Source organism: Pseudomonas sp. FW300-N2A2 (assembly GCF_017351735.1).
GTDB classification, from domain to species: Bacteria; Pseudomonadota; Gammaproteobacteria; order Pseudomonadales; family Pseudomonadaceae; genus Aquipseudomonas; species Aquipseudomonas migulae.
Genome location: NZ_JACNDU010000003.1, coordinates 321,991 through 346,655 on the forward strand (window position 1 = coordinate 321,991; position 24,665 = coordinate 346,655).

Sequence of the window (24,665 nt, forward strand, 5' to 3'; positions counted from 1 at the left end):
GCCAACCTGGATAGTTTGAGCCCTGAAGCTATTTGCCCGACTTGACCTTGGTCCAGCTGCGGGTCATCAAACGTTGAATGTTTGGTGGTAACTCGACCGACACGTAGGTCTTGTCGAGGACTGCTTGCGGTGGATAAACCGACTCGTCGGTGCGGATGGACTGCTCCATCAATTTGTCCGAGCCAGGGTTGGGGTTCGCATAGCCAACAGAATCACTGACCTGTGCGATCACCTCGGGTTTCAACAAATAGTTGATGAAGGCGTGGGCCTCTTTGACGTTGCCCGAATCCTTCGGAATCGCGAGCATGTCGAACCACAGCGCACCGCCCTCTTTGGGAATGGTGTAGGCGATGTTCACGCCTTTCTTCGCTTCAGCCGCACGGTTGCGGGCCTGGAACATGTCGCCGGAAAAACCGATCGCGATGCAGATATCGCCGTTGGCCAGATCCGCGATGTATTTGGAGGAGTGGAAGTAAGTCACGTAAGGCCGCACCGCCAGCAACTTGGCTTCAGCCTTTTTGTAATCTTCGGGGTTGGTGCTGTTGGCGTTCAGGCCCATGTAGTTGAGGACCGTCGGCATCATTTCATCGGCGGAGTCGAGGAACGCCACGCCGCAACTCTGCAGCTTCTTGATGTTCTCCGGCTCGAACACCGCGCTCCAGGAATCGATCTTGTCGACGCCCAGCACAGCCTTGATCTTGTCGACGTTGTAACCGATGCCGTTGGTGCCCCACAGGTAAGGGACGGCGTACAAGTTGCCCGGATCGTTTTGTTCCAGACGCTTGAGCAATACGGGGTCGAGGTTCGAGTAGTTCGGCAACTTCGACTTGTCGAGTTTCTGGAAAGCACCGGCCTTGATCTGCTTGCCGAGGAAGTGGTTCGACGGCACGACCACGTCATAACCGGTACGCCCGGCGAGCAACTTGCCCTCCAGGGTTTCGTTGGAATCAAAAACGTCATACACCGGTTTGATACCGGTCTCTTTCTGGAAGTCGGCCAGGGTGGTCTCGCCGATGTAGTCCGACCAGTTATAAATATGCACCGTGCCGGCAGCCTGGACACTGACAGCCATCGTCAGTCCGGCACCGGCCAGCAATGCATTGCGCAACAAAGAAAAAATAGGCAAGTGGAGGTCCTCTAAAATTAGTTGGGCCCAAGTTGCCCCGCGTTACATGACAGTCATCGCTGCCCAGCAACAAAACCGGCGCGCAACTTACCCTCGAAAAACCGTTCCAGCAAACTTTATGAAGATCCGTGTAGGAGCAGCCGGTCGACGCTCGATTGCTCGCGATGGTCGTCAACGATGACGCTGGGTGCCTGACACCCAGCGTTGCTCTCAGGTTCATCGCGAGCAGGCTCGCTCCTACAAGGGTTACTACTGCTTACTTACCGGATTTGATCTTGGTCCAGCTGCGAGTCAGGATCCGCTGGGTCGCGGCCGGCAAATCGGCAATCGCGTACAGCTTGGCCAGCACATCGGCAGGCGGGTAGACACCCGGATCTTCGGTGATTTCTTTTTCGACCAGAGGAGTGGCCGCCGCGTTACCGTTCGGGAAACGTACCGCGTTGGTGATTTCAGCCATGATTTCCGGCTTTTGCAGGAAGGTCATGAACTTGTAGGCGCCTTCGACGTTTTCGGCATCTTTAGGGATGGCGACCATGTCGTAGAAGCTGCCGGCACCTTCTTTCGGAATGTTGTAGCTGACTTTCACCTTGTCACCGGCTTCGGCGGCGCGCGCTTTGGCCTGGTAGATGTCACCCGAGTAACCCACGGCTACGCAGATGTTGCCGTTGGCCAGGTCGGAGATGTACTTGGACGAGTGGAAGTAGCCAACCGAAGGACGAATCTTCAGGAACAGCGCTTCGGCTTCGGCCAATTGTTTTTTGTCCTGGCTGTCGGTTGGATAGCCCAGGTAGTGCAACGCCACCGGAATCATCTCGGTTGGCGAATCAAGGAAACTGACGCCACACGATTTCAACTTCGCGATGTTTTCAGGTTTGAACAACAGGTCCCAGGAATTGGTCGGTGCATCGGCGCCCAGTGCTGCCTTGACCTTCTCGGCGTTGAAGCCGATACCGATCGAACCCCACATGTACGGGAAGGCATGTTCGTTGCCCGGGTCGCTCACCGATACCGCTTTGAGCAGGTCAGTGTTCAGGTTCTTCCAGTTAGGCAGCTTGGACTTGTCCAGCTTCTGGTAAACGCCGGCCTTGATCTGCTTGGCCAGGAAGTTGTTCGACGGTACGACGATGTCGTAACCGGACTTGCCTGCCAGCAACTTGGCTTCCAGGGTTTCGTTACTGTCGAATACGTCGTAAACGACTTTGATGCCGGACTCGGTTTCGAACTTCTTGATGGTGTCCGGAGCGATGTAATCGGACCAGTTATAGACGTGCAACACCTTGTCGTCCGCCTGAACCGCACCCGCCATAATGCCCATCAGGGACATGGCGAGAAGTGTCTTGCCAGCAAGCTTTTTTCCTAATGCCTTCATGCGTAATGCTCCAAATTTTTTCTTTTTTGAACCACTTTGTTCAGCGGCCAAACCCGGGCAACTGGAACCGCGGCTAGTCTGGCAAGATCGGAGGCGGTCTTTCAAGGAAAGGCCGCCGTTTGCGACTGCCCTGAGCGAAAGTTTCATGTCTCCCGCTCAGAGCCTAGCACTTAGCCCTGCAACGCACTCAGGGTCAGGTCCAGGCACTTGCGTGCCTTGGTCACCAGCTCATCGATTTCAGCCTTGGTGATCACCAGTGGCGGAGCAATGATCATGGTGTCGCCGACGGCACGCATGATCAGGCCGTTGTCGAAGCAGAATGTGCGGCAGATCATGCCGACGCCCTTGCCTTCGTAACGCTTGCGCGTGGCCTTGTCCTGAACCAGTTCGATGGCCCCCAACAGCCCCACCCCGCGCACTTCCCCCACCAACGGGTGATCGCTCAGTTCCCGCAAACGTTTCTGCAAGTAAGGTGCCGTTTCTGCATGAACGCGCTCGATAATTTTTTCTTCGCGCAGGATGCGGATGTTTTCCAGCGCCACCGCCGCCGCCACCGGGTGTCCGGAATAGGTGAAACCGTGGTTGAAATCGCCGCCCTCGTTGAGCACCGCCACCACTTCGTCACGCACGATCAGGCCACCCATTGGGATGTAGCCGGACGTCAGGCCTTTGGCGATGGTCATCATGTCGGGTTTGAGGCCGTAGAAATCGGTACCGAACCACTCACCGGTGCGGCCGAAACCACAGATCACTTCGTCCGCCACGAACAGGATGTCGTACTTGGCGAGGATTTCCTTGATGCGCGGCCAGTAGGTGTCTGGCGGAATGATCACGCCACCGGCACCCTGGATCGGCTCGGCAATAAAGGCACCGACGTTGTCCACGCCGATTTCCAGAATCTTCTCTTCCAGCTGATTGGCTGCCCACACACCGAACTCTTCCGGTGTCATGTTGCCGCCTTCACTGAACCAGTAAGGCTGGGCGATGTGGACGATGCCCGGGATCGGCAAGTCGCCTTGTTCGTGCATGTACGTCATGCCACCCAGGCTCGCGCCAGCCACGGTGGAGCCGTGATAACCGTTCTTGCGGCTGATGATGACTTTCTTCTTCGGCTGGCCCTTGATCGCCCAATAGTGGCGGACCATACGCAGCATGGTGTCGTTGCCTTCGGAGCCGGAACCGGTGAAGAACACATGGTTCATGCCTTCTGGCGCGATGTCGGCAATGGCCTTGGCCAGCTCGAGCACCGGCGGGTGAGCAGTCTGGAAGAACAGGTTGTAGTAAGGCAACTCGCGCATTTGCTTGCTGGCGGCATCAGCCAGTTCATCGCGACCGTAGCCGATCGCTACGCACCACAGGCCGGCCATGCCGTCGAGGATCTTGTTGCCTTCGCTGTCCCAGAGGTAAACGCCCTTGGCGTTGGTGATGATCCGCGGGCCTTTCTCTTTCAGCTGCTTGAAGTCGCTGAACGGGGCCAGGTGGTGATCGTTGCTCAGGGTTTGCCATTCACGGGTTTGCGGGTTGTTGCTGGTCATGCGAACTCTCCTAAGATTTCGGTGAAAGGCGCCGCCAAAAGCAGCGGCGCCCGGCGCATCAGACGGCGAAGAGCAGGAATTCCCGCTCCCAGGAGCTGATCACGCGCTTGAAGTTTTCATGCTCGGCCCGCTTGACCGCGACGTAGCCAGTGATGAATTTCTTGCCCAGGTATTTCTCGATGGTCGCGCTGTTTTCCATGCGATCCAGCGCGTCCTCGATGGTCAGTGGCAGGCGCAGGTTGCGGCGTTCATAGCCGCGCCCCACCACCGGCGCACTTGGGTTCAAGCCTTCGACCATGCCGATGTAACCGCAGAGCAAGCTCGCGGCAATCGCCAGGTACGGGTTGGCATCAGCCCCCGGCAGGCGGTTTTCCACCCGACGGTTTTGCGGCCCGGCATCCGGCACCCGCAGGCCCACGGTGCGGTTCTCTTCACCCCACTCCACGTTCACCGGCGCCGACGTATCCGGCAGGAAGCGGCGGAACGAGTTGACGTTCGGGGCGAACAGCGGCAACAGCTCGGGGATCAGTTTCTGCAAGCCACCGATGTGATGCAGGAACAACTGGCTCATGGTCCCGTCTTCATTGGAGAAGACGTTCTTGCCGGTTTCAATGTCGATGATGCTCTGGTGCAGGTGCATCGCGCTGCCCGGCTCACCGGTCATCGGCTTGGCCATGAAAGTGGCGGCCACGTCGTGCTTGAGCGCGGCTTCGCGCATGGTGCGCTTGAACACCAGGATCTGGTCGGCCAGGGACAGGGCATCGCCGTGACGGAAGTTGATTTCCATCTGCGCCGTGCCGTCCTCATGGATCAGCGTGTCGAGGTCCAGTTCCTGCAGTTCGCACCAGTCGTAGACGTCTTCGAACAACGGATCGAATTCGTTGGCTGCTTCAATCGAGAACGACTGGCGACCGATTTCCGGGCGCCCCGAGCGACCGATTGGCGGTTGCAGCGGGTAGTCGGGGTCGTCGCTACGCTTGGTCAGGTAAAACTCCATTTCCGGCGCCACGATTGGCTGCCAGCCCTTGTCGGAATAGAGCTTCAGAACCTTTTTAAGCACGTTGCGCGGCGACAGCTCGATCGGGTTGCCTTGCTTGTCATAAGTGTCGTGGATCACCTGGGCGGTCGGCTCGATGGCCCATGGCACCAGGAACACTGCATTCGAGTCGGGACGGCAGATCATGTCGATGTCGGCCGGGTCGAGCAGTTCGTAATAGATGTCGTCTTCGACATAGTCGCCGGTCACGGTCTGCAACAGAACGCTCTCGGGCAGGCGCATGCCTTTTTCAGCAATGAACTTGTTGGTCGGCGAAATCTTGCCCCGGGTGATCCCGGTCAAGTCGGCGATCATGCATTCGACTTCTGTGATCTTGTGGTCTTTCAACCAATCGGTGAGCTGGTCGAGGTTGTTACTCATAAATGCCTCTTAGGCTGAGTTTCCTGACTCTTATAAGTCAGGCGTTGTTTGACGCACGGGCGTCGCTTGGTACAGATTGCCACTGCAATTGCCGCGCACAAATACCTGCCTCGACGACGGCATGGGTGAACGGGAACAATGCAAGGCGTGCAGAATCATGAGCGATGACCGACACGTTGGTCGGGCCAGCCAGGTAAAACGGTTCTATATTGGAAGGACAACCCGTAAAGAGAATGTCGCGCAGACCGTCCAGAATATCGGACGGAACCAGCCGGTTTGCCGGGGAAGGAAGAGTCGACGGCACGCCTTTGGCAACACGGGCCCTGGCGTGAGCGTAACGATCGCCACTGATGTGATAAGCATGCAGACCGATCTGCTTAGAGCTGACGGCGACGCCGATTAACGGCAGGCGAGACATGAAGCACCCCGGTATTATTGCTGTTATGGGTTTGAATCGAGCTTAGCCTTGTTCATTTTTTTACACAACACCCCCGTAAAAAATACAACACGGCCCGCTCAAGCCCGCGGACGGCAAAGCATTCAAAGGCATAAAAACGCCCCAAAGTGCCTCAAAAAAGCCTCATGGGCGCTTTTTTAGGGCAAAAAAGGCCTCGCTTGACTTCGGCATGCCGTTCGGGTTGACTGGAATCCGAAGAGATCAATGATTGATATTTTTAACAACAAAGGTGTTGCATCATGTCGGTACCCCCGCGTGCCGTTCAGCTTAACGAAGCGAACGCGTTCCTTAAGGAACATCCTGAGGTTCTGTACGTTGACCTTCTGATTGCGGATATGAATGGTGTGGTGCGCGGCAAGCGCATTGAACGCACCAGCCTCCACAAGGTTTACGAGAAAGGCATCAACCTGCCGGCCTCTCTATTTGCTCTGGATATCAACGGCTCGACGGTGGAAAGCACCGGCCTGGGCCTGGACATCGGCGATGCTGACCGAATCTGCTATCCAATCCCCGACACCCTGTGCAATGAGCCCTGGCAGAAGCGCCCTACCGCGCAACTGTTGATGACCATGCACGAACTCGAAGGCGAGCCATTCTTCGCCGACCCGCGCGAAGTGCTGGCCAACGTGGTGCGCAAGTTCGACGAAATGGGCCTGACCATCTGCGCCGCGTTCGAGCTGGAGTTCTACCTGATCGACCAGGAGAACGTGAACGGCCGTCCGCAACCACCTCGCTCGCCGGTCTCCGGTAAACGCCCGCACTCGACACAGGTCTACCTGATCGACGACCTCGACGAATACGTCGACTGCCTCCAGGACATTCTGGAAGGTGCAAAAGAGCAAGGCATCCCGGCCGACGCCATCGTCAAGGAAAGTGCCCCGGCGCAGTTCGAAGTGAACCTGCACCACGTGGCCGACCCGATCAAGGCCTGCGACTACGCGGTCCTGCTCAAGCGCCTGATCAAGAACATCGCCTACGACCATGAGATGGACACCACCTTCATGGCCAAGCCTTACCCGGGCCAGGCGGGTAACGGTCTGCACGTCCACATTTCGATTCTTGATAAAGACGGCAAAAACATTTTTGCCAGCGAGGATCCCGAGCAGAACGCCGCACTGCGTCACGCGATCGGCGGTGTGCTCGAGACCCTACCGGCGCAGATGGCTTTCCTCTGCCCGAACGTCAACTCCTACCGTCGTTTCGGCGCGCAGTTCTATGTGCCGAACTCGCCGTGCTGGGGCCTGGACAACCGCACCGTAGCGATTCGCGTACCCACCGGCGCCGCCGATGCCGTGCGCATCGAACACCGTGTAGCCGGCGCCGACGCCAACCCGTACCTGCTGATGGCTTCGGTCCTGGCGGGCGTGCACCACGGCCTGACCAACAAGATCGAGCCGGGCGCACCCGTGGAAGGCAACTCCTACGAGCAGAACGAGCAAAGCCTGCCGAACAACCTGCGCGACGCACTGCGCGAGCTGGACGACAGCGAAGTCATGGCCAAGTACATCGATCCGAAATACATCGATATCTTCGTGGCCTGCAAGGAAAGTGAGCTGGAGGAGTTTGAACACTCCATCTCCGACCTTGAGTACAACTGGTATCTGCATACCGTTTAAGCGGTTGCAGTGAAAACAACGCCGCAGGCTTCACAGCTTGCGGCGTTTTTTTTGCTCGCGATTTGTTATGGAATGCTTGCGACCAAAAACCAAAGAAAACTCCTACGAATTCGTCAGACGCTAACGACATCTGTCCCCTGACCACCCACTCACACTCTAGACTCCGGAACTCTTTCCGTTTCCCTGACTACGTGTGAGAACAAAAATGAAAAAACAGCGATTGGGTACAGCCATGACTCTGATCGTCGCCAGTTTGTGCACGACCGCCTGGGCAACCGCTGGCGACACGGCCCCATGGAGCTATTCCGCCCCCACCGGCCCACAAAACTGGGGTGAACTGAAGAGCGAGTACAGCCTCTGCTCGTCAGGCCAAACACAGTCGCCCATTGATATTCGTGACGCGGTCAAAACCGATCTGGAGCCTCTGAACTTTACCTATCATTCAGGCAAAGCCACGGTAGTGAACAACGGTCATACGATTCAAGTAACTCCAGAGAACGCCGGAGGAATCAATCTGGCCTCCGGTCATTACTCCTTGGTACAACTGCATTTCCATACGCCAAGTGAAGAAATGATCCAGGGGCGCATCTTCCCGATGGACGCACACCTGGTTCATCGCAATGCCGCAGGCGAACTGGCCGTGGTGGCCGTGGTGTTTGAAGAAGGTGCTCACAACCCGAACCTGGAGCCTGTCCTGGCAGCCATGCCAAAAAATACAGGTGGCACTGCGAACCTGGAGGCGATTAACGTTGCGCAGTTATTACCTGCAAACCATAACGCCTATTCCTACATGGGCTCCCTCACAACACCTCCCTGTACCGAAGGCGTGCGCTGGAATGTGCTGACCACTCCATTGGAAATTTCCCGCGCGCAACTGGAGGCTTTCCAGGTGCTCTATCCGATGAATTCACGCCCAGTTCAACCCTTGAACGGTCGGAGTGTGCACGTCGGAGGCTAAACAGTCCTGACAGTCAATTCGGGCAGCGGTGCCCATACAGACAAGGTGCCACCCGCCTCGTACAATGCCCGCTGCCCCGCAGGAGACTTCAATGACCCGACTCGCCACCCCACGCAAACCCCGCGCCCGCAGCCAGGCCCGGATCGATTCGATACTCGATGCCGCCCGCACGCTGCTGGCCGCCGAGGGCGTGGCCAGTCTGTCGATCTACAGCGTTGCCGAACGCGCGGAAATCCCGCCCTCCTCGGTCTACCACTTTTTCGCCAGCGTCCCGGCCCTGCTCGAAGCGCTGACCGCCGACGTCCACGCGGCTTTTCGCGCCTGCCTGCAAGCGCCCATCGACCACGATGCGCTCAACGGCTGGCGCGACCTGTCGCGGCTGGTGGAACAACGCATGCTCGACATCTACGACGAAGACGCCGCCGCTCGCCAATTGATCCTCGCGCAGCATGGCCTGACCGAAGTCACCCAGGCCGACCGTCAGCACGACATTGAGCTGGGCGACCTGATGCACAAGCTGTTCGATCATCATTTCGAACTGCCTAAATTGCCGACTGACGTTGATGTGTTTGCGCTGGCCATGGAGCTGGGTGATCGCGTTTATGCCCGTTCAGTGCAGCAGCATGGGCAGATCACTCCGCGCATGGCCGAGGAAGGGATGCGGGTGTTTGATGCGTATTTGGGGCTGTATTTGCCGCCGTATTTGCCCAAGCGTGCTATTCCTGCCTGATTATTTTTCAGCTGCACCGGCCTCATCGCGAGCAGGCTCGCTCCCACAGGGGAATGCATTCCAAATGTGGGAGTGAGCCTGCTCGCGATGGCCACACAGCTGAGTTCAAGACATGCACAAAAAACCCCGAAGGGCTCACGCCCTCCGGGGTTGTTGTTGGCGCACGCCCTTACAACTTGGCGATCGACACCTCGGTGGATTTCACAAACGCGATCACTTCGCTGCCGACCACCAGCTCCAGCTCTTTTACCGAGCGGGTGGTGATCACCGACGTGACGATGCCGGAAGCGGTTTGCACGTCGATTTCCGACAGCACGTCACCCAGTACGATTTCCTTGATCGAGCCTTTGAACTGGTTACGAACGTTGATGGCTTTGATAGTCATGATGTTGATTCCTGTCGTTGAATGAGGCTTGAGTTATTGAGCCCAGCGCAATTGCGTAGGCAAGGGTGAAACAGGTTCCGGTTCCGGCGGCTGGCCGGGCAGCGCGAGGACGCGATTGAGGACTTCGGTTTCCAGCGCCGCCAGCCGATGCGAACCCCGAACCCGAGGGCGCGGCAGTTCCACGTGCAGGTCGAGGCCGACTTCGCCCTCTTCGATCAGGATCACCCGATCGGCAATCGCCACCGCTTCACTGACGTCGTGGGTCACCAGCAACACGGTGAAACCGTGCTTCTGCCAGAGCCGTTCGATCAGTTGCTGCATTTCGATCCGGGTCAGGGCATCCAGCGCGCCCAGCGGTTCGTCCAGCAACAGCAGGCGCGGTTGATGAATCAGCGCGCGGGCCAGGGCCACACGCTGCTTCTGCCCGCCGGACAAGGCCGCCGGCCATTCATTGGCGCGGTCCGCCAGACCCACCGACTCCAACGCTTCCAGCGCTTGTGGCCGCCAGTTGCCCGAGAGCCCGAGGCCGACGTTGTCGATGACCTTTTTCCACGGCAGCAGACGGGCTTCCTGGAACATCAACCGGGTATCTTCCCGTGCGTCACTCAGCGGTGCGGAACCGGCGAGCAACTCGCCGCCAGTCGGCTTATCGAGGCCGGCGAGCAACCGCAGCAAGGTACTTTTGCCGCAACCACTGCGCCCCACCACGGCGACGAATTGGCCGGCCGGAATGTGCAGATCGATCTCGCGCAGCACCTGCCGCGAACCGAAGGTTTTTTGCAGCTTGCGCACCACCAGCGGAATCCCGCGCAGCAGGCGTGGAGGTTGTTGAGCGGTCATGCGGCACCTCCTTTGGCAACTTGATAAGCCGGATGCCAGCGCAGCCACACACGTTCAAGTCCACGGGCCGCGAGGTCGGCCAGTTTGCCCAGCACCGCGTACATCAGGATCGCGAGCACCACCACGTCGGTCTGCAAAAACTCTCGGGCGTTCATTGCCAGGTAGCCAATGCCGGAGCTCGCGGAAATGGTTTCAGCAACGATCAAGGTCAGCCACATGAAGCCCAGCGCAAAACGCACGCCGACCAGAATCGAAGGCAATGCACCCGGCAGAATCACCTGACGAAACAGACTGAAACCGGACAAGCCGTAGCTGCGCGCCATCTCCACCAGCGCCGGGTCGACGTTGCGAATGCCGTGGTAGGTGTTGAGGTAGATCGGGAACAAGGTGCCCAACGCCACCAGGAAAATCTTCGCCGACTCGTCGATGCCGAACCACAGGATCACCAGCGGAATCAGCGCCAGGTGCGGCACGTTGCGGATCATCTGCACCGAACTGTCGAGCAGGCGCTCGCCCCATTTCGACAGGCCGGTAATGAAGCCCAGCGCCAGGCCGATACCGCCACCGATGGTGAAGCCCAGCGCCGCACGCCAGCCGCTGATGGCCAGGTGCGTCCAGATTTCACCGCTGCGCACCAGGCTCACGCCGGCTTCGATCACGGCAATCGGCGCCGGCAGAATCCGTGTCGACAACCAGCCCGCCGACACCGACAACTGCCACACCGCCAACAGCAAAATCGGCAACGCCCAGGGCGCCAGGTTGTGGATGATTCTCTTCATGGCGCGCCTCAGCTCTGGGACGCAGCTTTGGGAAGAATGTCGTTGGCGACCATCTCGCCGAACGGGCTGACGTAACCGGCGCTTTTCGGCAGCTCCGGACGCTCGATGTCCAGGTGCGGGAACAGCAACTCGGCGACGCGGTACGACTCTTCCAGGTGTGGGTAACCGGAGAAGATGAAGGTGTCGATGCCCAGGTCCGCGTATTCCTTCACGCGGGCGGCCACGGTCGGACCGTCGCCGACCAGTGCAGTACCGGCACCGCCACGCACCAGGCCGACGCCGGCCCACAGGTTAGGGCTGACTTCCAGGTTGTCGCGACTGCCGCCATGCAGCGCCGCCATGCGTTGCTGGCCCACGGAGTCGAAGCGCGCCAGGGAAGCCTGGGCACGGGCAATGGTGTCGTCGTCCAGGTGCGAGATCAGTCGGTCCGCCGCTTGCCAGGCTTCGACATTGGTTTCACGGACGATCACGTGCAAGCGAATACCGAAGCGCACCGTGCGGCCAAGCTTCGCGGCTTTGGCGCGAACCTGTTCGATCTTCTCGGCCACGGCGGCCGGCGGTTCGCCCCAGGTCAGGACCATTTCCACTTGTTCGGCGGCCAGGTCTTGCGCGGCTTCCGACGAGCCGCCGAAATACAGCGGCGGACGCGGCTGCTGGATCGGCGGATAGAGCAACTTGGCGCCTTTCACGCTGATGTGCTGACCGTCGTAATCGACGGTTTCGCCTTCCAGCACGCGACGCCAGATGCGGGTGAATTCCACCGAAGCCTGATAGCGCTCTTCGTGGGTCAGGAACAAACCATCGCCGGCCAATTCTTCCGGATCACCGCCGGTTACCAGGTTGAACAGCGCACGACCGCCGGACAGACGATCCAGTGTCGCGGCCTGACGCGCAGCCACCGTCGGGGAAATGATCCCGGGGCGCAGGGCGACAAGAAATTTCAAACGCTGGGTCACCGGGATCAGCGACGCAGCCACCAGCCATGAGTCTTCGCACGAGCGGCCAGTGGGAATCAGCACCCCGCCGAAGCCCAGGCGATCCGCCGCTTGCGCGACTTGTTGCAGGTAACCGTGGTCAACGGCGCGAGCGCCTTCGGCGGTGCCAAGGTAATGGCCGTCGCCGTGGGTAGGCAGGAACCAGAAGATATTGAGGCTCATGGAGTGGTCTCCTTGGGGAATCGAATTACTGCGCTTTGGCAACGGCTGCCGGTGGCGTCCAGATCACGTCTTTGATGCTCAGCGGCTTCGGAATCAGCTTGAGCTGGTAGAAGCTGTCGGCGATTTTCTGTTGCGCAGCGACCACTTCCGGGGTCAGGAACAACGCGCCGTAGCCCTGGCGTTTCACCGAGGTCAGGGTGATGTCTTCCGGCAAGCCGAGCAGTGGCGAGACCTGTTTGGTCACGTCTTCAGGATTGGCCTTGGACCATTCGCCGACGGCGCGCACTTCTTCCACGAGGGTCTTGATCACCTCAGGATTTTTCTGTGCGTAAGGCTTGGTCGCCAGGTAGAACTGATGGTTGTCGACGATGCCCTTGCCATCGCGCAGGGTGTGCGCTTGCAGCTGCTTCTCGGCGGCGGCCTGGTACGGGTCCCAGATGACCCAGGCATCGACACTGCCACGCTCGAACGCGGCGCGGGCATCGGCCGGCGGCAGGAAGACGGTCTGGATGTCGGTGTATTTGAGGCCGGCGTCTTCAAGCGCGCGGACCAGCAGGTAGTGAACGTTGGAGCCTTTGTTGAGCACGACTTTCTTGCCCTTGAGGTCCTTCACCGATTTGATCGGCGAGTCCTTCGGCACCAGGATCGCTTCGCTGTGCGGCGCAGGCGGTTCGTAGGCGACGTAGAGCAGATCGGCGCCCGCCGCTTGAGCGAAGACCGGAGGCGTTTCGCCGGTGACACCGAAGTCGATGGAGCCTACGTTCAGGCCTTCAAGCAGCTGCGGGCCGCCGGGGAATTCAGTCCATTGCACATCGACGCCTTGGGCGGCGAGGCGTTTTTCCAGGGTGCCTTTGGCTTTGAGCAGCACCAGGGTGCCGTACTTTTGATAGCCGATCCGCAGGGTTTCAGCTTGTGCTTGAGTAATGGCGCCGAAGGTTACAGCCGCAGCAAACAGAGCGACCAGACCACGACGCAAAATGACAGTGCGCATAGCGCTCTCCTTTTTGCAGTTGGGTTTTGGCTGCACCTGCTTGGCCGTTGACGGCTGAGTAAGGTGAGTACATCAAGTCAGGGTGAGGCTTAAATGCTCCAGCGAGCACTCAACAAACGATCATTCAGCAGGTTCGGATCGATCGGCTTGGGCCGTCGCGCCATGGCGCTGAAGAACAACTCCAGCGATTCATTCAGTCGTTGTTCCAGCTCCGGCGCCAGCTGCGCCTGAGCGCTGCCTTCGCCGTAAGCGATCTGGCTGTCCACAGCGAAAATCCCGTGGAGCATTTCCTGGGCTTTCAATGCCGACAGCACTGGCTTGAGTGCGTAGTCCACCGCCAGCATGTGAGCGATGCTGCCGCCGGTGGCCATGGGCAAAACCACTTTGTGCGCCAGGGCGCGTTCGGGCAGCAGGTCCAGCACGGTTTTCAGAGCGCCGGAAAACGACGCTTTGTACACCGGGGTGGCGATCAGCAGGCCATCGGCGTTTTCAATCTGTTGCAACAGGTCGATCACCTTGGGGCTGTCGAACCGTGCGTGCAGCAAGTCTTCGGCCGGGAAGTCCCGTACCTGATAACTCACCACTTCCACACCTTGCTCTTGCAACCAGCGTTGAGAGCGCTCCAGCAGCACCCCGGAACGGGAGCGTTGGCTGGGACTGCCACCGAGTGAGACGACCAGCATTCAGACGATTCCTTGAACGGTGCAGGCGATTCGCAGTGGGCGATCTCGCTTCGATGGAGAGACCTTAACAGGTGATTTATATATCTTTAAATCATATTTATTCATTTGGTTATGCGTTTAAGAGATATGCAAAAACCTTTCTTCCGGGCAAAAAAACAGGCCGTGAAAACGGCCTGAAATTCCCCTGCTTTATGGATGCTGCTGAATCTGAATTCTGTGGCGCCTGATACTCCGTCATCGCGAGCAGGTCGAATCGTCGCACCGTCGCTCCCACAGTTGACCGCGTTCTAATGTGGGAGCGAGCCTGCTCGCGATGACGATTTCAGCAGCGCCCAAAATGCTGCGGGTTACTTGTTCGGCTGCGGTGTCAGGCGCAGGTACGGTTTCACCGCGCGATAACCCTTTGGAAAGCGCTTCTTGATTTCCTCTGGATCCTGAAGCGACGGCACGATCACCACTTCTTCACCGTCCTTCCAGTTGGCCGGGGTGGCCACCTTGTAGTTGTCGGTGAGTTGCAACGAGTCGATCACCCGCAGGATTTCATGGAAGTTGCGGCCGGTGCTCGCCGGGTAGGTGATGGTCAGGCGAACCTTTTTGTTCGGGTCGATCACGAACAGCGAACGCACGGTCAGGGTATCGTTGGCGTTTGGGTGAATCAGGTCGTACAGGTCCGATACCTTGCGATCAGCGTCGGCCAGGATCGGGAAGTTGACGATCGTGTTCTGGGTTTCGTTGATGTCCTCGATCCACTTGTGGTGCGAGTCCACCGGGTCTACCGACAACGCGATGGCCTTGACCCCGCGCTGGGTGAATTCATCCTTGAGCTTGGCGGTGAAGCCCAGCTCGGTGGTGCACACCGGGGTGAAATCCGCCGGGTGGGAAAACAGCACGCCCCAGCTATCGCCCAGCCATTCATGGAAACGGATGGTGCCGGCGCTGGAATCCTGTTCGAAGTCGGGTGCGATGTCGCCGAGTCTGATGCTCATGGTGGGCTCCTGATGAGTAGGTGTAGAACTCAACTGTAGCTCGTGTTGGGGAGTTTAGAAAAAGAATAAATAAAGCCATTCTTAGACTCTAAAAGAATATTAAAGATCTGTTCACTGGACCCGCAAAGTCATCGCGACGACTATCGCTTCCAAGGTTCGAGAAGGCCTTGAGTCGCTGCAAAAGAGGGAACGTTTCGGGACGGGATTACGGGGGTGACCCCGCCCCGAAAACGCAAAAGCCCCGCCCGGCGTGATGCCGGGCGGGGCTTTTTTTCAGCGGTTACGCGAGCGCTATTACAACAGCGGGATCGAGTAGCTGACGATCAGGCGGTTTTCGTCCTGGTCGCGCTGACCAGGGATGTCGTTGCGCCAGGTAGCGTTTTTCCACATCACGCCCAGGTTCTTCAGCGTGCCTTCTTGTACGACGTATCCGACGGTCAGGTCGCGTTCCCACTCGGAACCGTCAGAGCCGTTTTCGCGACCGTTGGCACCCACGGTGTCGATATTGTCGCCACGCAGGTAAACCACACCGGCGGTCAGGCCAGGTACGCCGACTTTGGCGAAGTCATACGAGTAGCGAGCTTGCCAGGTGCGCTCACCGGCGCGGGCAAACTTGGCAATCTGACTGTCGGTAGTCAGGTAAGCCGACGAGCCGTCGCCCTGGTTCAACCAAGGGAAGTCGCTGTTGCCGTTGCTGGCTTGGTAACCGCCACCGAAGGTGTGACCGGCAACGGAGTACAGGAACAGGCCGCTGTACAGATTGTTGTCGACTTTGCCTCGACCGTTAGCGAAACCGGTGTCATTACCGGTAGTGAAGTAGCTCGAGTTGTGGCCATTAGCGCCATCGTCACGGCTGTTGAAGTAACGGAAGTCCGACTTCAACACGCCCGGACCGATGGCCCAGTTGTGAACCAGACCCAGGAAGTGCTGCTTGTAGAAGTCTTCCAGGTTGCCGTAGTAGTACTGGGCAGTCAGGTCTTTGGTGATTTTGTAGTCACCGCCACCGTAAATGAATTTGTTGCTGTCGCGACCGGCAGCCGTGTGGGCGTTGGCACCAGCGATCGACAACTCTTCGTTGTTGCTGGAGTTACGACCTTTGGCGTGCTCGATCTGACCACCGACCAGTGTCAGGTCTTTGATTTCGTTCGTAGTGATCTGGCCACCTTGGAAGGTTTGTGGCAGCAGACGACCGTCGTTGGTCACGATAACCGGCAGTTTTGGCTGCAGGGTGCCCAGCTTCAGTTCAGTCTGGGAGATCTTGGCTTTGGCAGTCAGGCCCAGGCTGGAGAAGTTATCAACCGCTTCGCCGTTGGATTTGCTTGGGAAAACAGTGCCGCCGTACGAAGTCGAAGTGGCGCCGTTAGTGCCGCCGCCCGAATCCAGACGCACGCCCAGCAGGCCGATAGCATCGATACCGAAACCGACGGTGCCTTGGGTGTAACCGGAGGTGAAGCGCAGATCGAAGCCTTGGCCCCATTCTTCGTTTTTGCTCTGCACACCAGAAGCGGTGGCGGCATCGTGGTCACGGTTATCAGTGTTGATGTAGAAGTTACGCAGCCCCAAAGTAGCTTTGCTGTCTTCGATGAAACCGGCGGCGCCTGCCTGCTGCGCCAAAACCCCTACGGCCACAGCCAGGGCCAAGGTGGACTTGTTCATTGTTTCGCTCCTCTCGTTTCTAATTTTTTCGGTCCTGAGTCGAATGCCCTGGATCCTGAAATGTGCGGATACCGCCAACCGCAATCCGCGCGCCACTCAACTGATGTGTCTAAGTCAAGGGTCTAAGCGCGGCGAATGGGCCGGCATGGTAAACGTAAATACATTTATTTCATTCTTTTTCATGCCGTGCGGGAATAAAAAGCGGCATTTTAATCGCTACGGGACACTCGATATCGGCCCCGGCGGGATGCACTTTAGGGCTTTATTTTAAAAGCCAAAAAGAATAATAAATTCCTAAGTAATACCTAATTGGCATATGTGAAAAAAACACAAAAAAGCCCCGCCAAACGGCGAGGCTCTTTTGCGCAATCTCTTACAGGAAGCTGTAGGTGTAGTTGAAGATCAGACGGGTCTGGTCTTGGTCAGCGTTGGTGTTGCCACGATAAGCACCGTGACGCACCGTCGTGCCAAACCCTTTAAGTGGACCGGTTTGAATCACATAGTCTACGCGCAGGTCGGTTTCCCGCTCGTTCAGGTCTTCACCCGCGCCGCTGACGGTCTTGATATCCCGGCCATACAAGTAAGCAGCCGAAGCTTTCAAGCCTGGTACACCCAAAGACGCGAAGTCATAGGTGTACTGACCGTACGTGGTGTTTTCACCGGCACGGATAAAGCTGCCCACAGTGGCATCGGTGAACGAGTAGAAGCTGGCGCCGCCACCACCTTCGTTGCGACCGTTGCCATCGACAACGTTGCCCTGGTTCAAGAAGACGAAGCCGCCGTCATCGTTGACACGCTGATGCCCGAGCAGGAACGCGTTGCCGCCCAGGGTGTAGGTGAACGTGGCACTCCAGGTCTTGTTATCGACCTCGCCCTTGTTCTTGGCGAAACCACCGTTGTTGTTGAATTGGTAGCCAGCCTGACCGTTCTTGCCGTCGGAGCTGCTGTCGAAATAACGAAGGTCGGTCTTGAACGACTGGTTGGGTGCGATCGGGTAGACGTGCACCAGGCCGAGGAAGTCCTGCTTGTAGAAGTCTTCCAGGTTCGCGTGGTAGTACTGCAGCATCAGGTCTTTGGTGACTTTCCAGTCCGCACCGGCATAACGGAACTGATTGCTGTCCTGAGTAGCGCCAGCCACAGACAGGCCAGTGCTGTTGCTGGATGCGCGACCCGTCGCGTGCTCCAGCTGACCTACGTTGAAGGTCACGTTGTCGATTTCCTTCGAGGTGATGGTGCCACCTTCAAAGGTTTGTGGCAGTACGCGACTGTCGTTCGCGATCAGGATCGGCATGTTTGGCTGCAGGGCACCACCGTAGTGGGCCTCTGTCTTCGAGAAGCGTGCCTTGACGTTGCCCGCCACGCGGCTCCACGAACTCTCTGCCGAACCATCGGTATCGCTAGGGCTGAAGGAGTTATTGTCCGGGTGATGGCCCTTGCCGCCGTCCAGATGGATACCGACCAATGCCTGGGCATCGATACCGAAACCTACGACACCTTGGGTGAAGCCCGACTGGTAATCGAATTTGAGGCCTTCAGCGGCTTCGCGCTGACGGTTAGCTGGGGTCTTGGCGCCTTCACGGACATCGGCGTCGAAATAATAGGTACGCGAACTGACGGAAGCCTTGCTGTCTTCGATGAAACCGGCGGCGCCTGCCTGCTGCGCCATAACCCCTAGGGCCACGGCCAGCGCCAAGGTGGACTTGTTCATTGTTAAACTCCTCTCGTCTCTAATTCTTGTATTCCTGGCCCGGAATCAATGTCCCAAGTCCTAAGATGCGCGATTAGCGCCAGAGCGTGACCCACAAGTCAATCGTAACCATGTGTGTCTACGACCATGGTCTAATCCCCGTTTTTTGGTCCGTGCAGGGTCATGATTTCGTCATAAACCTGAAAAGAATGAATGGATTCTTTTCTAATACCGTTTAGGAATTTTGCTCACCGTTTGCTGCCCCGCGGACTAGAGCGGCCAGCTCATAAGCTAATTCCTAAATGGTATTTATTAGGCGTTTTTTAGATCGATTAGGTTTGGAAGCAATTCCGCAACAATTCCTATCGATAAGGCCTACGCCATGACGACCAAGCGCGCACTATCCAACCCAATTGTTACAGTTTGTGTATCGGTATTATTTTCTTTTTCCGCCCATGCCGCGAACCTCACCGTCGGCTATCAAACCGGAATAGACCCCAGCAAAGTTCCCCAGGCGGATGGACTCTACGAGAAAACCATCGGCCAAAAAATTGACTGGCGTCGTTTCAACAGTGGACCGGAAGTAGTAACCGCCATCGCCTCGGGCGACGTACAGATTGGCAACCTCGGTTCAAGCCCACTGGCCGCGGCCGCCTCGCGCAATTTGCCGATCGTCGCGTTTATCGTTTCTGCCCAGATCAACGCCGCCGAAGCGTTGGTGGTACGCAACGGCAGCGGCATCGATAAACCGGAAGATCTGATCGGCAAGACCATCGCCACACCGTTCGTTTCAACCTCTCACTACAGCTTGCTCGGCGCCTTGAAGCACTGGGGCCTCGACGCCTCGAAAGTCAAAGTGGTGAACCTGCAACCAGCGGAAATCGCTGCCGCCTGGAAGCGTGGGGACATCGACGGTGCGTTCGTCTGGTCGCCCGCCCTGGGGGAAATTCGCAAGACTGGCAAGACGTTGACTGACGCTGCACAGGTCGGTCAGTGGGGCGCGCCGACTTTTGAAGTGTGGGTAGCGCGCAAGGATTACGCCGAGAAACATCCCGACGTCGTCGCCAAGTTCGCCAAGGTGACGCTGGACTCGTTCGCCGACTATGCGGCACATAAAGACAGCTGGACTGCGGATTCGGTGCCGGTACAGAAAATCGCCAAACTGACCGGTGCCAATGCCGCCGATGTGCCGGAACTGCTGGCCGGTTCTGCATTCCCGGACGCCAAGGCGCAACAAACCACCGCGCTGCTGGAGGGCGGCACGGCGAAGGCGATTGGTGAGACGGCGAAGTTCTTGAAGGAACAAGGCAAGGTTGAGACGGTGCTGCCGGACTATTCGCCGTATGTCAGTGCGAAATTCGTCACCGAGTAACACACCGTTCCCCGTAGGAGCGAGGCTTGCCCGCGAAGAGGCCATACCTGCCGACACATATGTTGAATTTGAGGCCGCCTTCGCGGGCAAGCCTCGCTCCCACAGGGTCCGGGTTACAAGGTTTTTTCGAAGATCTTCGAATTACGCTGATAGTTGTACAGCGACGCCCGCGCCGACGGCAGGCGCTCGACGCTGCTTGGCACAAACCCGCGCTCGCGGAACCAGTGAGCCGTACGGGTCGTCAGGACAAACAAGGTTTTCAAACCTTGAGCCCGGGCACGGGTTTCGATCCGCTCCAGCAGCTCATCCCCGCGACCGCCATGACGGTATTCCGGGTTCACCGCCAGACACGCCAACTCCCCGGCATCCGAATCGGCAATCTGATACAGCGCCGCGCAAGCGATGATCATGCCTTCGCGCTCGACCACGCTGAACTGCTCGATCTCACGCTCCAGCACTTCGCGGGAACGCCGCACCAGAATCCCCTGCTCTTCCAGCGGGCTGATCAAGTCCAGCAAGCCACCAACGTCTTCAATCGCGGCCTCGCGTACGACCTCGAATTGCTCCTGTGCCACCAGCGTACCGCCGCCGTCACGGGTGAACAGTTCGGTCAGCAGCGCGCCGTCTTCGGCGTAACTGACAATATGGCTGCGCGCCACGCCGCCACGGCAGGCTTCAGCCGCCGCATCCAGCAGTTCCGCCTGATAGTTGCTGCCCAGACGCTGCAAATGCGCCGGCACTTGTTGCGGGCGCAGTTCGCGCACCAGACGACCGTTTTCATCGATCAAGCCCAGGTCCGCGCCGAACAGCAACAGTTTATCGGCACCCAGGTCGATGGCCGCGCGGGTGGCGACGTCTTCGCAAGCGAGGTTGAAAATCTCACCGGTCGGCGAGTAGCCCAGCGGCGACAGCAGCACGATGGAGCGCTCGTCCAGCAGGCGATTGATGCCTTTGCGGTCAACCCGGCGCACTTCGCCGGTGTGGTGATAGTCGACACCTTCGAGCACGCCGATCGGCCGGGCGGTCACCAGGTTGCCGCTGGCCACCCGCAGGCGCGAGCCCTGCATCGGCGACGAAGCCATGTCCATGGACAGGCGCGCTTCGATGGCGATACGCAACTGGCCGACCGCATCAATCACACACTCAAGGGTCGCGGCATCGGTGATGCGCATGCCGTGGTGGTAATGCGGGGTCAGGCCGCGTGCCGCGAGACGGGTTTCGATTTGTGGACGGGAACCGTGAACCAGCACCAATCGCACGCCGAGGCTGTGCAGCAGCACCAGGTCGTGGACGATGTTGCCGAAGTTCGGATGCTCCACGCCGTCGCCGGGCAGCATGACGACGAAGGTGCAATCGCGGTGGGCATTGATGTAAGGCGAAGCGTGACGAAGCCAATTAACGTATTCGGGCATGAACCTGGGCCTGTAATAAATAGCAGCCAAAAAATGGGCGAAACAGAAAACGCACAGCGGGCTGATGGTTATCGTCGGAACAGGCTTGGCGACACGCGCGCTCTCCTCATGAATACGGGTTTAAACATCGGTTATTTACCTGTAGGAGCCAGCTTGCTGGCGATCCATACGGCGCGGTCCATCAGGTGAACCGCGTCATCGTTCATCGCCAGCAAGCTGGCTCCTACAGGTTATGTGGCCTTCAGGCAGTAATGTTCAATCAACTGTCGTAATAGATGCACGGTAGGCTGCAAACGTGACATTTCGAGGTATTCCCCCGGTTGGTGCGCACACGCGATGTCACCCGGGCCCAGCACCAGCGTTTCGCAGCCAAGGCGTTGAAGATAAGGCGCTTCCGTCCCGAACGCCACTGCTTCGGCGCGATGACCGGTGAGCTGCTCCGCGATGCGGACCAATTCTGCGTCCTCAGCCTGCTCGAAGGGCGGCACTTCAGGGAACAGCGGCGCGTAATCGATCTTCACCTGATGGCGCTCGGCAACCGGCTGGAGTTTCTGCAGAATCTCCGCACGCAGCACCTTGGGGTCCATGCCCGGCAACGGACGCAGGTCGAACTCCAGCGAACACTGACCGCAAATCCGGTTGGGGTTATCCCCGCCATGGATGCAGCCGAAGTTCATGGTCGGTGTTGGCACGCCGAACTGCGGATTGCGGAATTCACGTTGCCACAGCAGGCGCAGGCCGCGCAATTCGCCAATCGCATCATGCATGGCTTCGAGGGCGCTATGGCCCAGGCGCGGATCGGAGGAATGGCCGCTCTGACCGAGAATGTCGATGCGCTCCATCATGATGCCTTTGTGCATGCGGATCGGCTTGAGCCCGGTCGGCTCGCCGATCACCGCCGCTCGGCCCAACGGGCGTCCTGCTTCGGCCAAGGCGCGCGCGCCGGACATCGAGCTTTCTTCGTCGCAAGTGGCGAGGATCAGCAACGGCTGTTTGAACGGCTGGTCGAGCAACGGCAGGACGGCTTCGATGGCGAGGGCAAAAAAGCCTTTCATGTCGCAACTGCCCAGCCCGACCCAGCGGCCATCGACTTCAGTCAGCTTCAGCGGATCGGTCTGCCACAACGCACCATCGAACGGCACCGTGTCACTGTGCCCGGCGAGCACCAGACCGCCGGGGCCGGAACCAAAACTGGCCAGCAGGTTGAATTTGCCGGGGCTGACCTGCTGGATATCGCAGGCAAAACCCAGATCACCGAGCCACGTCGCCAGCAAATCGATCACCGGACGGTTGGTCTGATCGAGGCTGGCCTGAGTGCAACTGACCGATGGTGCGGCAATCAGCGCAGCGAACTGATCTTTCATCGACGGCAACGGCATCGCTGACTCCAACTCCCGAATTGAAGTCCATCATAGAACCATCCGGTGACAGGAATAAACCGTCGCGGCGCGTAGGCCTGAGCAGTGCTGTACACTGCACGACCTTGGCAGCCACACATTCCCCCGGCTGCGCTCCCGATCCTGGATTTTCCGGCCATGCAGAAAGAAACTGAAATCAAACTCCGCGTCAGCCGCGAAACCCTCGCCGCACTGCGCGAGCACCCGCTCCTGAAAAAACGCAACAAAAGTGGCTGGGAACGCCGTGAACTGATGAACCAGTACTTCGACACGCCTGAGCGCGACCTGGCCCGCGCCAAGGTTGCCCTGCGCCTGCGCAAGGACGGCGAAGAAGTCATTCAGACCCTCAAGACCCGTGGCCAGAGCGTCGCCGGTTTGTCCGAGCGTAACGAATACGACTGGAACCTGCCCAAAGCCAAGCTCGACGTGAAAAAACTCGACGGCGAATGCTGGCCTGAAGAGCTGGCCGAGCTGGACAAGAAAACCCTGAAGCCGATCTTCACCACCGATTTCGTCCGCGAACGCGCTGAAATCGCCTGGGGCCGTGGCAAGACCAAAGTGGTCATCGAAGCCGCGCTGGACCTGGGCCACGTGGTGGTCGGCAAGCAGAAAGAAGAAATCTGCGAGCTGGAACTGGAACTGCGCGAAGGCGAACCGGCTGCATTGCTGGAGCTGGCCGCCGAACTGGCCGCGACCCTGGCCCTGATGCCGTGTGACATCAGCAAGGCCGAACGCGGTTATCGCTTGTACGACGCCAACAGCTATTCGTTGAGCCTGCCGGCCCCGCAGATCAGCGCCGAAATGCCGCTGGACGACGCGTTCGCCGCGTTGAGCTGGCACTTGCTGAGCAGCAGCCAGCGTCTGGCCGAGCAATATCGCTTCAATGGCCACTGGCGTCTGTTGCAGGACTGGGTCGAAAACCTTGCTGAATTGCGCGCCCTGCTGAGCAGCCTTGGCCAGGCCGCGCCACGTCAGTCGACGCACGATCTGCGTCTCGCGCTGGATGCCTTGCTTGAAGACTGGCGTCCGCTGGTTCAAGCCGGCCTGGACGACGAAGACGTGCGCAAAGCCGCGCCGGAGCAGTTCCTCGAAGAACTCGAAGACCCGCGCTGGGGCCTGTTCTCGCTGAACACCTCGCGCTGGCTGCTGGCCCGCACCTGGGCGGCCGATCGTAATGTTCGCGGCAATCGCCAGGGCGCTGCGCAACTGGGTAGCTGGTTGCCGCGCTTGCTCGGTGAAGAAGCGACGTCCCTGCAATTGCAGCGTTACCAGCAGCAGCCGGAAGATCTGGCCGAGCAACTGCCGCGCATCGAGCGCATCCAGTCCTGGTTGCACCATGCGCGCAACGTGCTGGAGGTCCCGGAAATGGATCGACTGTACGGCGAGCTGAAACAGTTGGCGTTGCTGGCTAACGAGCCGATCACCGATGAATTGCTGGATGCGCGTAAGCAGCAGGCGATTGCCGTTTATCAGAATCGTGCCTGGAAAATGCTGCTGCGTATGTAAAACCGCTATCGCCAGCAGGCTGGCTCCCACATTGGCTTTGTGCACGCCACAAAACCCGTGTGGGAGCTAGCCTGCTAGCGATGAGGCCAGCAAATTCACCGCAAATCTTCAGACCGGCAAACTCGTCGTCGACTTGATCTCCGACAACGCCACAATCGAGTTCACCTCCTGAATCCCCGGCACCATCGACAGCTTCTCAAAGAAAAACCGCTCATACGCCTCGATGTCCGCCGTGACAATCCGCAACAAGAAATCCACCGACCCCATCAGCACATAACACTCCAGCACTTCGGGAAAACCGCGAATCGCCTCGGTGAACTCAGTGAAGTTCGAACGCCCGTGCGCGTTGAGTTTGACCTCGGCAAAAATCTGCGTGTTGAGCCCGATTTTCTTGCGGTCCAGCAGCGTCACTTGACCACGAATGATCCCCTCCTCCTTCATCCGCTGGATCCGCCGCCAGCACGGCGACTGCGAAAGCCCCACCTGCTCGGCGATCTGCGCGCTGGAGAGCGAAGCGTCCTCTTGCAGCAACGCGAGAATCTTGCGGTCGTAGCCATCCAGTTCGCTTTGCATAGAAAAACCCGTAATCGATGTCTTGTTGAATCA

21 protein-coding genes and 1 pseudogene are annotated in these 24,665 nt (G+C 58.6%); 5 read left to right on the forward strand and 17 right to left on the reverse strand.

Annotated features, from left to right (window positions below; genetic code table 11):
• Positions 1 to 28: 28 nt before the first annotated feature.
• The 5 genes and pseudogenes from J4E42_RS07105 to J4E42_RS07125 all read right to left on the reverse strand — a co-directional run.
• Entirely contained in the window at positions 29 to 1,126 is a 1,098-nt protein-coding gene (locus tag J4E42_RS07105; RefSeq protein WP_008026036.1) for a polyamine ABC transporter substrate-binding protein, read from the reverse strand.
• 256 nt (positions 1,127 to 1,382) lie between these two features.
• Positions 1,383 to 2,495 (reverse strand): polyamine ABC transporter substrate-binding protein, encoded by a 1,113-nt coding sequence (locus tag J4E42_RS07110; RefSeq protein ID WP_008026034.1) that lies wholly within the window; start codon positions 2,493 to 2,495, stop codon positions 1,383 to 1,385.
• 170 nt (positions 2,496 to 2,665) lie between these two features.
• Entirely contained in the window at positions 2,666 to 4,030 is a 1,365-nt protein-coding gene (locus J4E42_RS07115) for an aspartate aminotransferase family protein (protein WP_008040754.1), read from the reverse strand.
• A 58-nt stretch (positions 4,031 to 4,088) separates the two neighbouring features.
• Entirely contained in the window at positions 4,089 to 5,447 is a 1,359-nt protein-coding gene (locus tag J4E42_RS07120) for a glutamine synthetase family protein (RefSeq protein ID WP_008026030.1), read from the reverse strand.
• A 100-nt stretch (positions 5,448 to 5,547) separates the two neighbouring features.
• Positions 5,548 to 5,865 (reverse strand): annotated as a pseudogene (locus tag J4E42_RS07125) (gamma-glutamyl-gamma-aminobutyrate hydrolase family protein); the annotation flags it as partial.
• Positions 5,866 to 6,143: 278 nt separating this feature from the next.
• Between J4E42_RS07125 and J4E42_RS07130 the strand changes: the two are divergent.
• From J4E42_RS07130 to J4E42_RS07140, 3 genes are all read left to right on the forward strand, one after another.
• Positions 6,144 to 7,520 (forward strand): glutamine synthetase family protein, encoded by a 1,377-nt coding sequence (locus J4E42_RS07130; protein WP_008026026.1) that lies wholly within the window; start codon positions 6,144 to 6,146, stop codon positions 7,518 to 7,520.
• Positions 7,521 to 7,752: 232 nt separating this feature from the next.
• Complete coding sequence (locus J4E42_RS07135; RefSeq protein WP_223480661.1) at positions 7,753 to 8,478, forward strand: carbonic anhydrase; 726 nt, start codon at positions 7,753 to 7,755, stop codon at positions 8,476 to 8,478.
• A 91-nt stretch (positions 8,479 to 8,569) separates the two neighbouring features.
• Positions 8,570 to 9,208, forward strand: coding sequence for a TetR/AcrR family transcriptional regulator (locus J4E42_RS07140; RefSeq protein WP_008040751.1), 639 nt, complete (start codon positions 8,570 to 8,572; stop codon positions 9,206 to 9,208).
• A 169-nt stretch (positions 9,209 to 9,377) separates the two neighbouring features.
• On the opposite strand, the gene J4E42_RS07145 is transcribed toward J4E42_RS07140, so the two are convergent.
• The 9 genes from J4E42_RS07145 to J4E42_RS07185 form a co-directional block, all read right to left on the reverse strand.
• On the reverse strand, positions 9,378 to 9,593 hold the full coding sequence (locus tag J4E42_RS07145; RefSeq protein ID WP_003229256.1) for a molybdopterin-binding protein: 216 nt from the start codon (positions 9,591 to 9,593) through the stop codon (positions 9,378 to 9,380).
• Positions 9,594 to 9,626: 33 nt separating this feature from the next.
• Positions 9,627 to 10,433: an aliphatic sulfonates ABC transporter ATP-binding protein gene (ssuB, locus tag J4E42_RS07150; protein WP_008040746.1), complete on the reverse strand. Its 807-nt coding sequence runs from the start codon at positions 10,431 to 10,433 to the stop codon at positions 9,627 to 9,629.
• Entirely contained in the window at positions 10,430 to 11,212 is a 783-nt protein-coding gene (ssuC, locus tag J4E42_RS07155; protein WP_192227512.1) for an aliphatic sulfonate ABC transporter permease SsuC, read from the reverse strand. Before ssuC ends, ssuB begins: the two co-directional genes overlap by 4 nt.
• A gap of 8 nt (positions 11,213 to 11,220) precedes the next feature.
• On the reverse strand, positions 11,221 to 12,369 hold the full coding sequence (gene ssuD, locus J4E42_RS07160; RefSeq protein WP_207284905.1) for an FMNH2-dependent alkanesulfonate monooxygenase: 1,149 nt from the start codon (positions 12,367 to 12,369) through the stop codon (positions 11,221 to 11,223).
• 25 nt (positions 12,370 to 12,394) lie between these two features.
• The gene (locus tag J4E42_RS07165; RefSeq protein ID WP_008026015.1) at positions 12,395 to 13,360 is read right to left on the reverse strand and encodes a sulfonate ABC transporter substrate-binding protein; all 966 of its coding nucleotides are present in this window, start codon (positions 13,358 to 13,360) and stop codon (positions 12,395 to 12,397) included.
• Positions 13,361 to 13,449: 89 nt separating this feature from the next.
• Positions 13,450 to 14,043, reverse strand: coding sequence for an NADPH-dependent FMN reductase (gene ssuE / locus J4E42_RS07170; RefSeq protein WP_008026012.1), 594 nt, complete (start codon positions 14,041 to 14,043; stop codon positions 13,450 to 13,452).
• Between the two features lie 347 nt (positions 14,044 to 14,390).
• Positions 14,391 to 15,029 carry a peroxiredoxin gene (locus J4E42_RS07175; RefSeq protein WP_192416673.1) on the reverse strand — a complete coding sequence of 213 codons (639 nt, stop codon included), beginning with the start codon at positions 15,027 to 15,029 and terminating at the stop codon, positions 14,391 to 14,393.
• Between the two features lie 294 nt (positions 15,030 to 15,323).
• Positions 15,324 to 16,685 (reverse strand): OprD family porin, encoded by a 1,362-nt coding sequence (locus J4E42_RS07180; protein ID WP_207284906.1) that lies wholly within the window; start codon positions 16,683 to 16,685, stop codon positions 15,324 to 15,326.
• A gap of 373 nt (positions 16,686 to 17,058) precedes the next feature.
• Positions 17,059 to 18,393, reverse strand: a complete 1,335-nt coding sequence (locus J4E42_RS07185) for an OprD family outer membrane porin (protein ID WP_008040737.1) — start codon at positions 18,391 to 18,393, stop codon at positions 17,059 to 17,061.
• 361 nt (positions 18,394 to 18,754) lie between these two features.
• On the opposite strand from J4E42_RS07185, the gene tauA reads away from it, so the two are divergent.
• Positions 18,755 to 19,744 carry a taurine ABC transporter substrate-binding protein gene (tauA, locus tag J4E42_RS07190; RefSeq protein WP_008026005.1) on the forward strand — a complete coding sequence of 330 codons (990 nt, stop codon included), beginning with the start codon at positions 18,755 to 18,757 and terminating at the stop codon, positions 19,742 to 19,744.
• 113 nt (positions 19,745 to 19,857) lie between these two features.
• Here tauA and argA read toward each other — a convergent pair whose 3' ends face one another.
• Both argA and argE read right to left on the reverse strand, forming a co-directional pair.
• A complete protein-coding gene (gene argA / locus J4E42_RS07195) occupies positions 19,858 to 21,156 on the reverse strand; it encodes an amino-acid N-acetyltransferase (protein WP_008026003.1) in 1,299 nt (432 codons plus the stop codon).
• A gap of 230 nt (positions 21,157 to 21,386) precedes the next feature.
• Positions 21,387 to 22,535: an acetylornithine deacetylase gene (gene argE, locus J4E42_RS07200; protein WP_207284907.1), complete on the reverse strand. Its 1,149-nt coding sequence runs from the start codon at positions 22,533 to 22,535 to the stop codon at positions 21,387 to 21,389.
• A 156-nt stretch (positions 22,536 to 22,691) separates the two neighbouring features.
• Here argE and J4E42_RS07205 point away from each other — a divergent pair, with 156 nt between their 5' ends.
• On the forward strand, positions 22,692 to 24,059 hold the full coding sequence (locus J4E42_RS07205; RefSeq protein WP_008026000.1) for an inorganic triphosphatase: 1,368 nt from the start codon (positions 22,692 to 22,694) through the stop codon (positions 24,057 to 24,059).
• Between the two features lie 108 nt (positions 24,060 to 24,167).
• Here the strand turns inward: J4E42_RS07205 and J4E42_RS07210 are convergent, their stop codons facing one another.
• A complete protein-coding gene (locus J4E42_RS07210) occupies positions 24,168 to 24,632 on the reverse strand; it encodes an Lrp/AsnC family transcriptional regulator (protein WP_008024235.1) in 465 nt (154 codons plus the stop codon).
• Between the last annotated feature and the right edge of the window lie 33 nt (positions 24,633 to 24,665).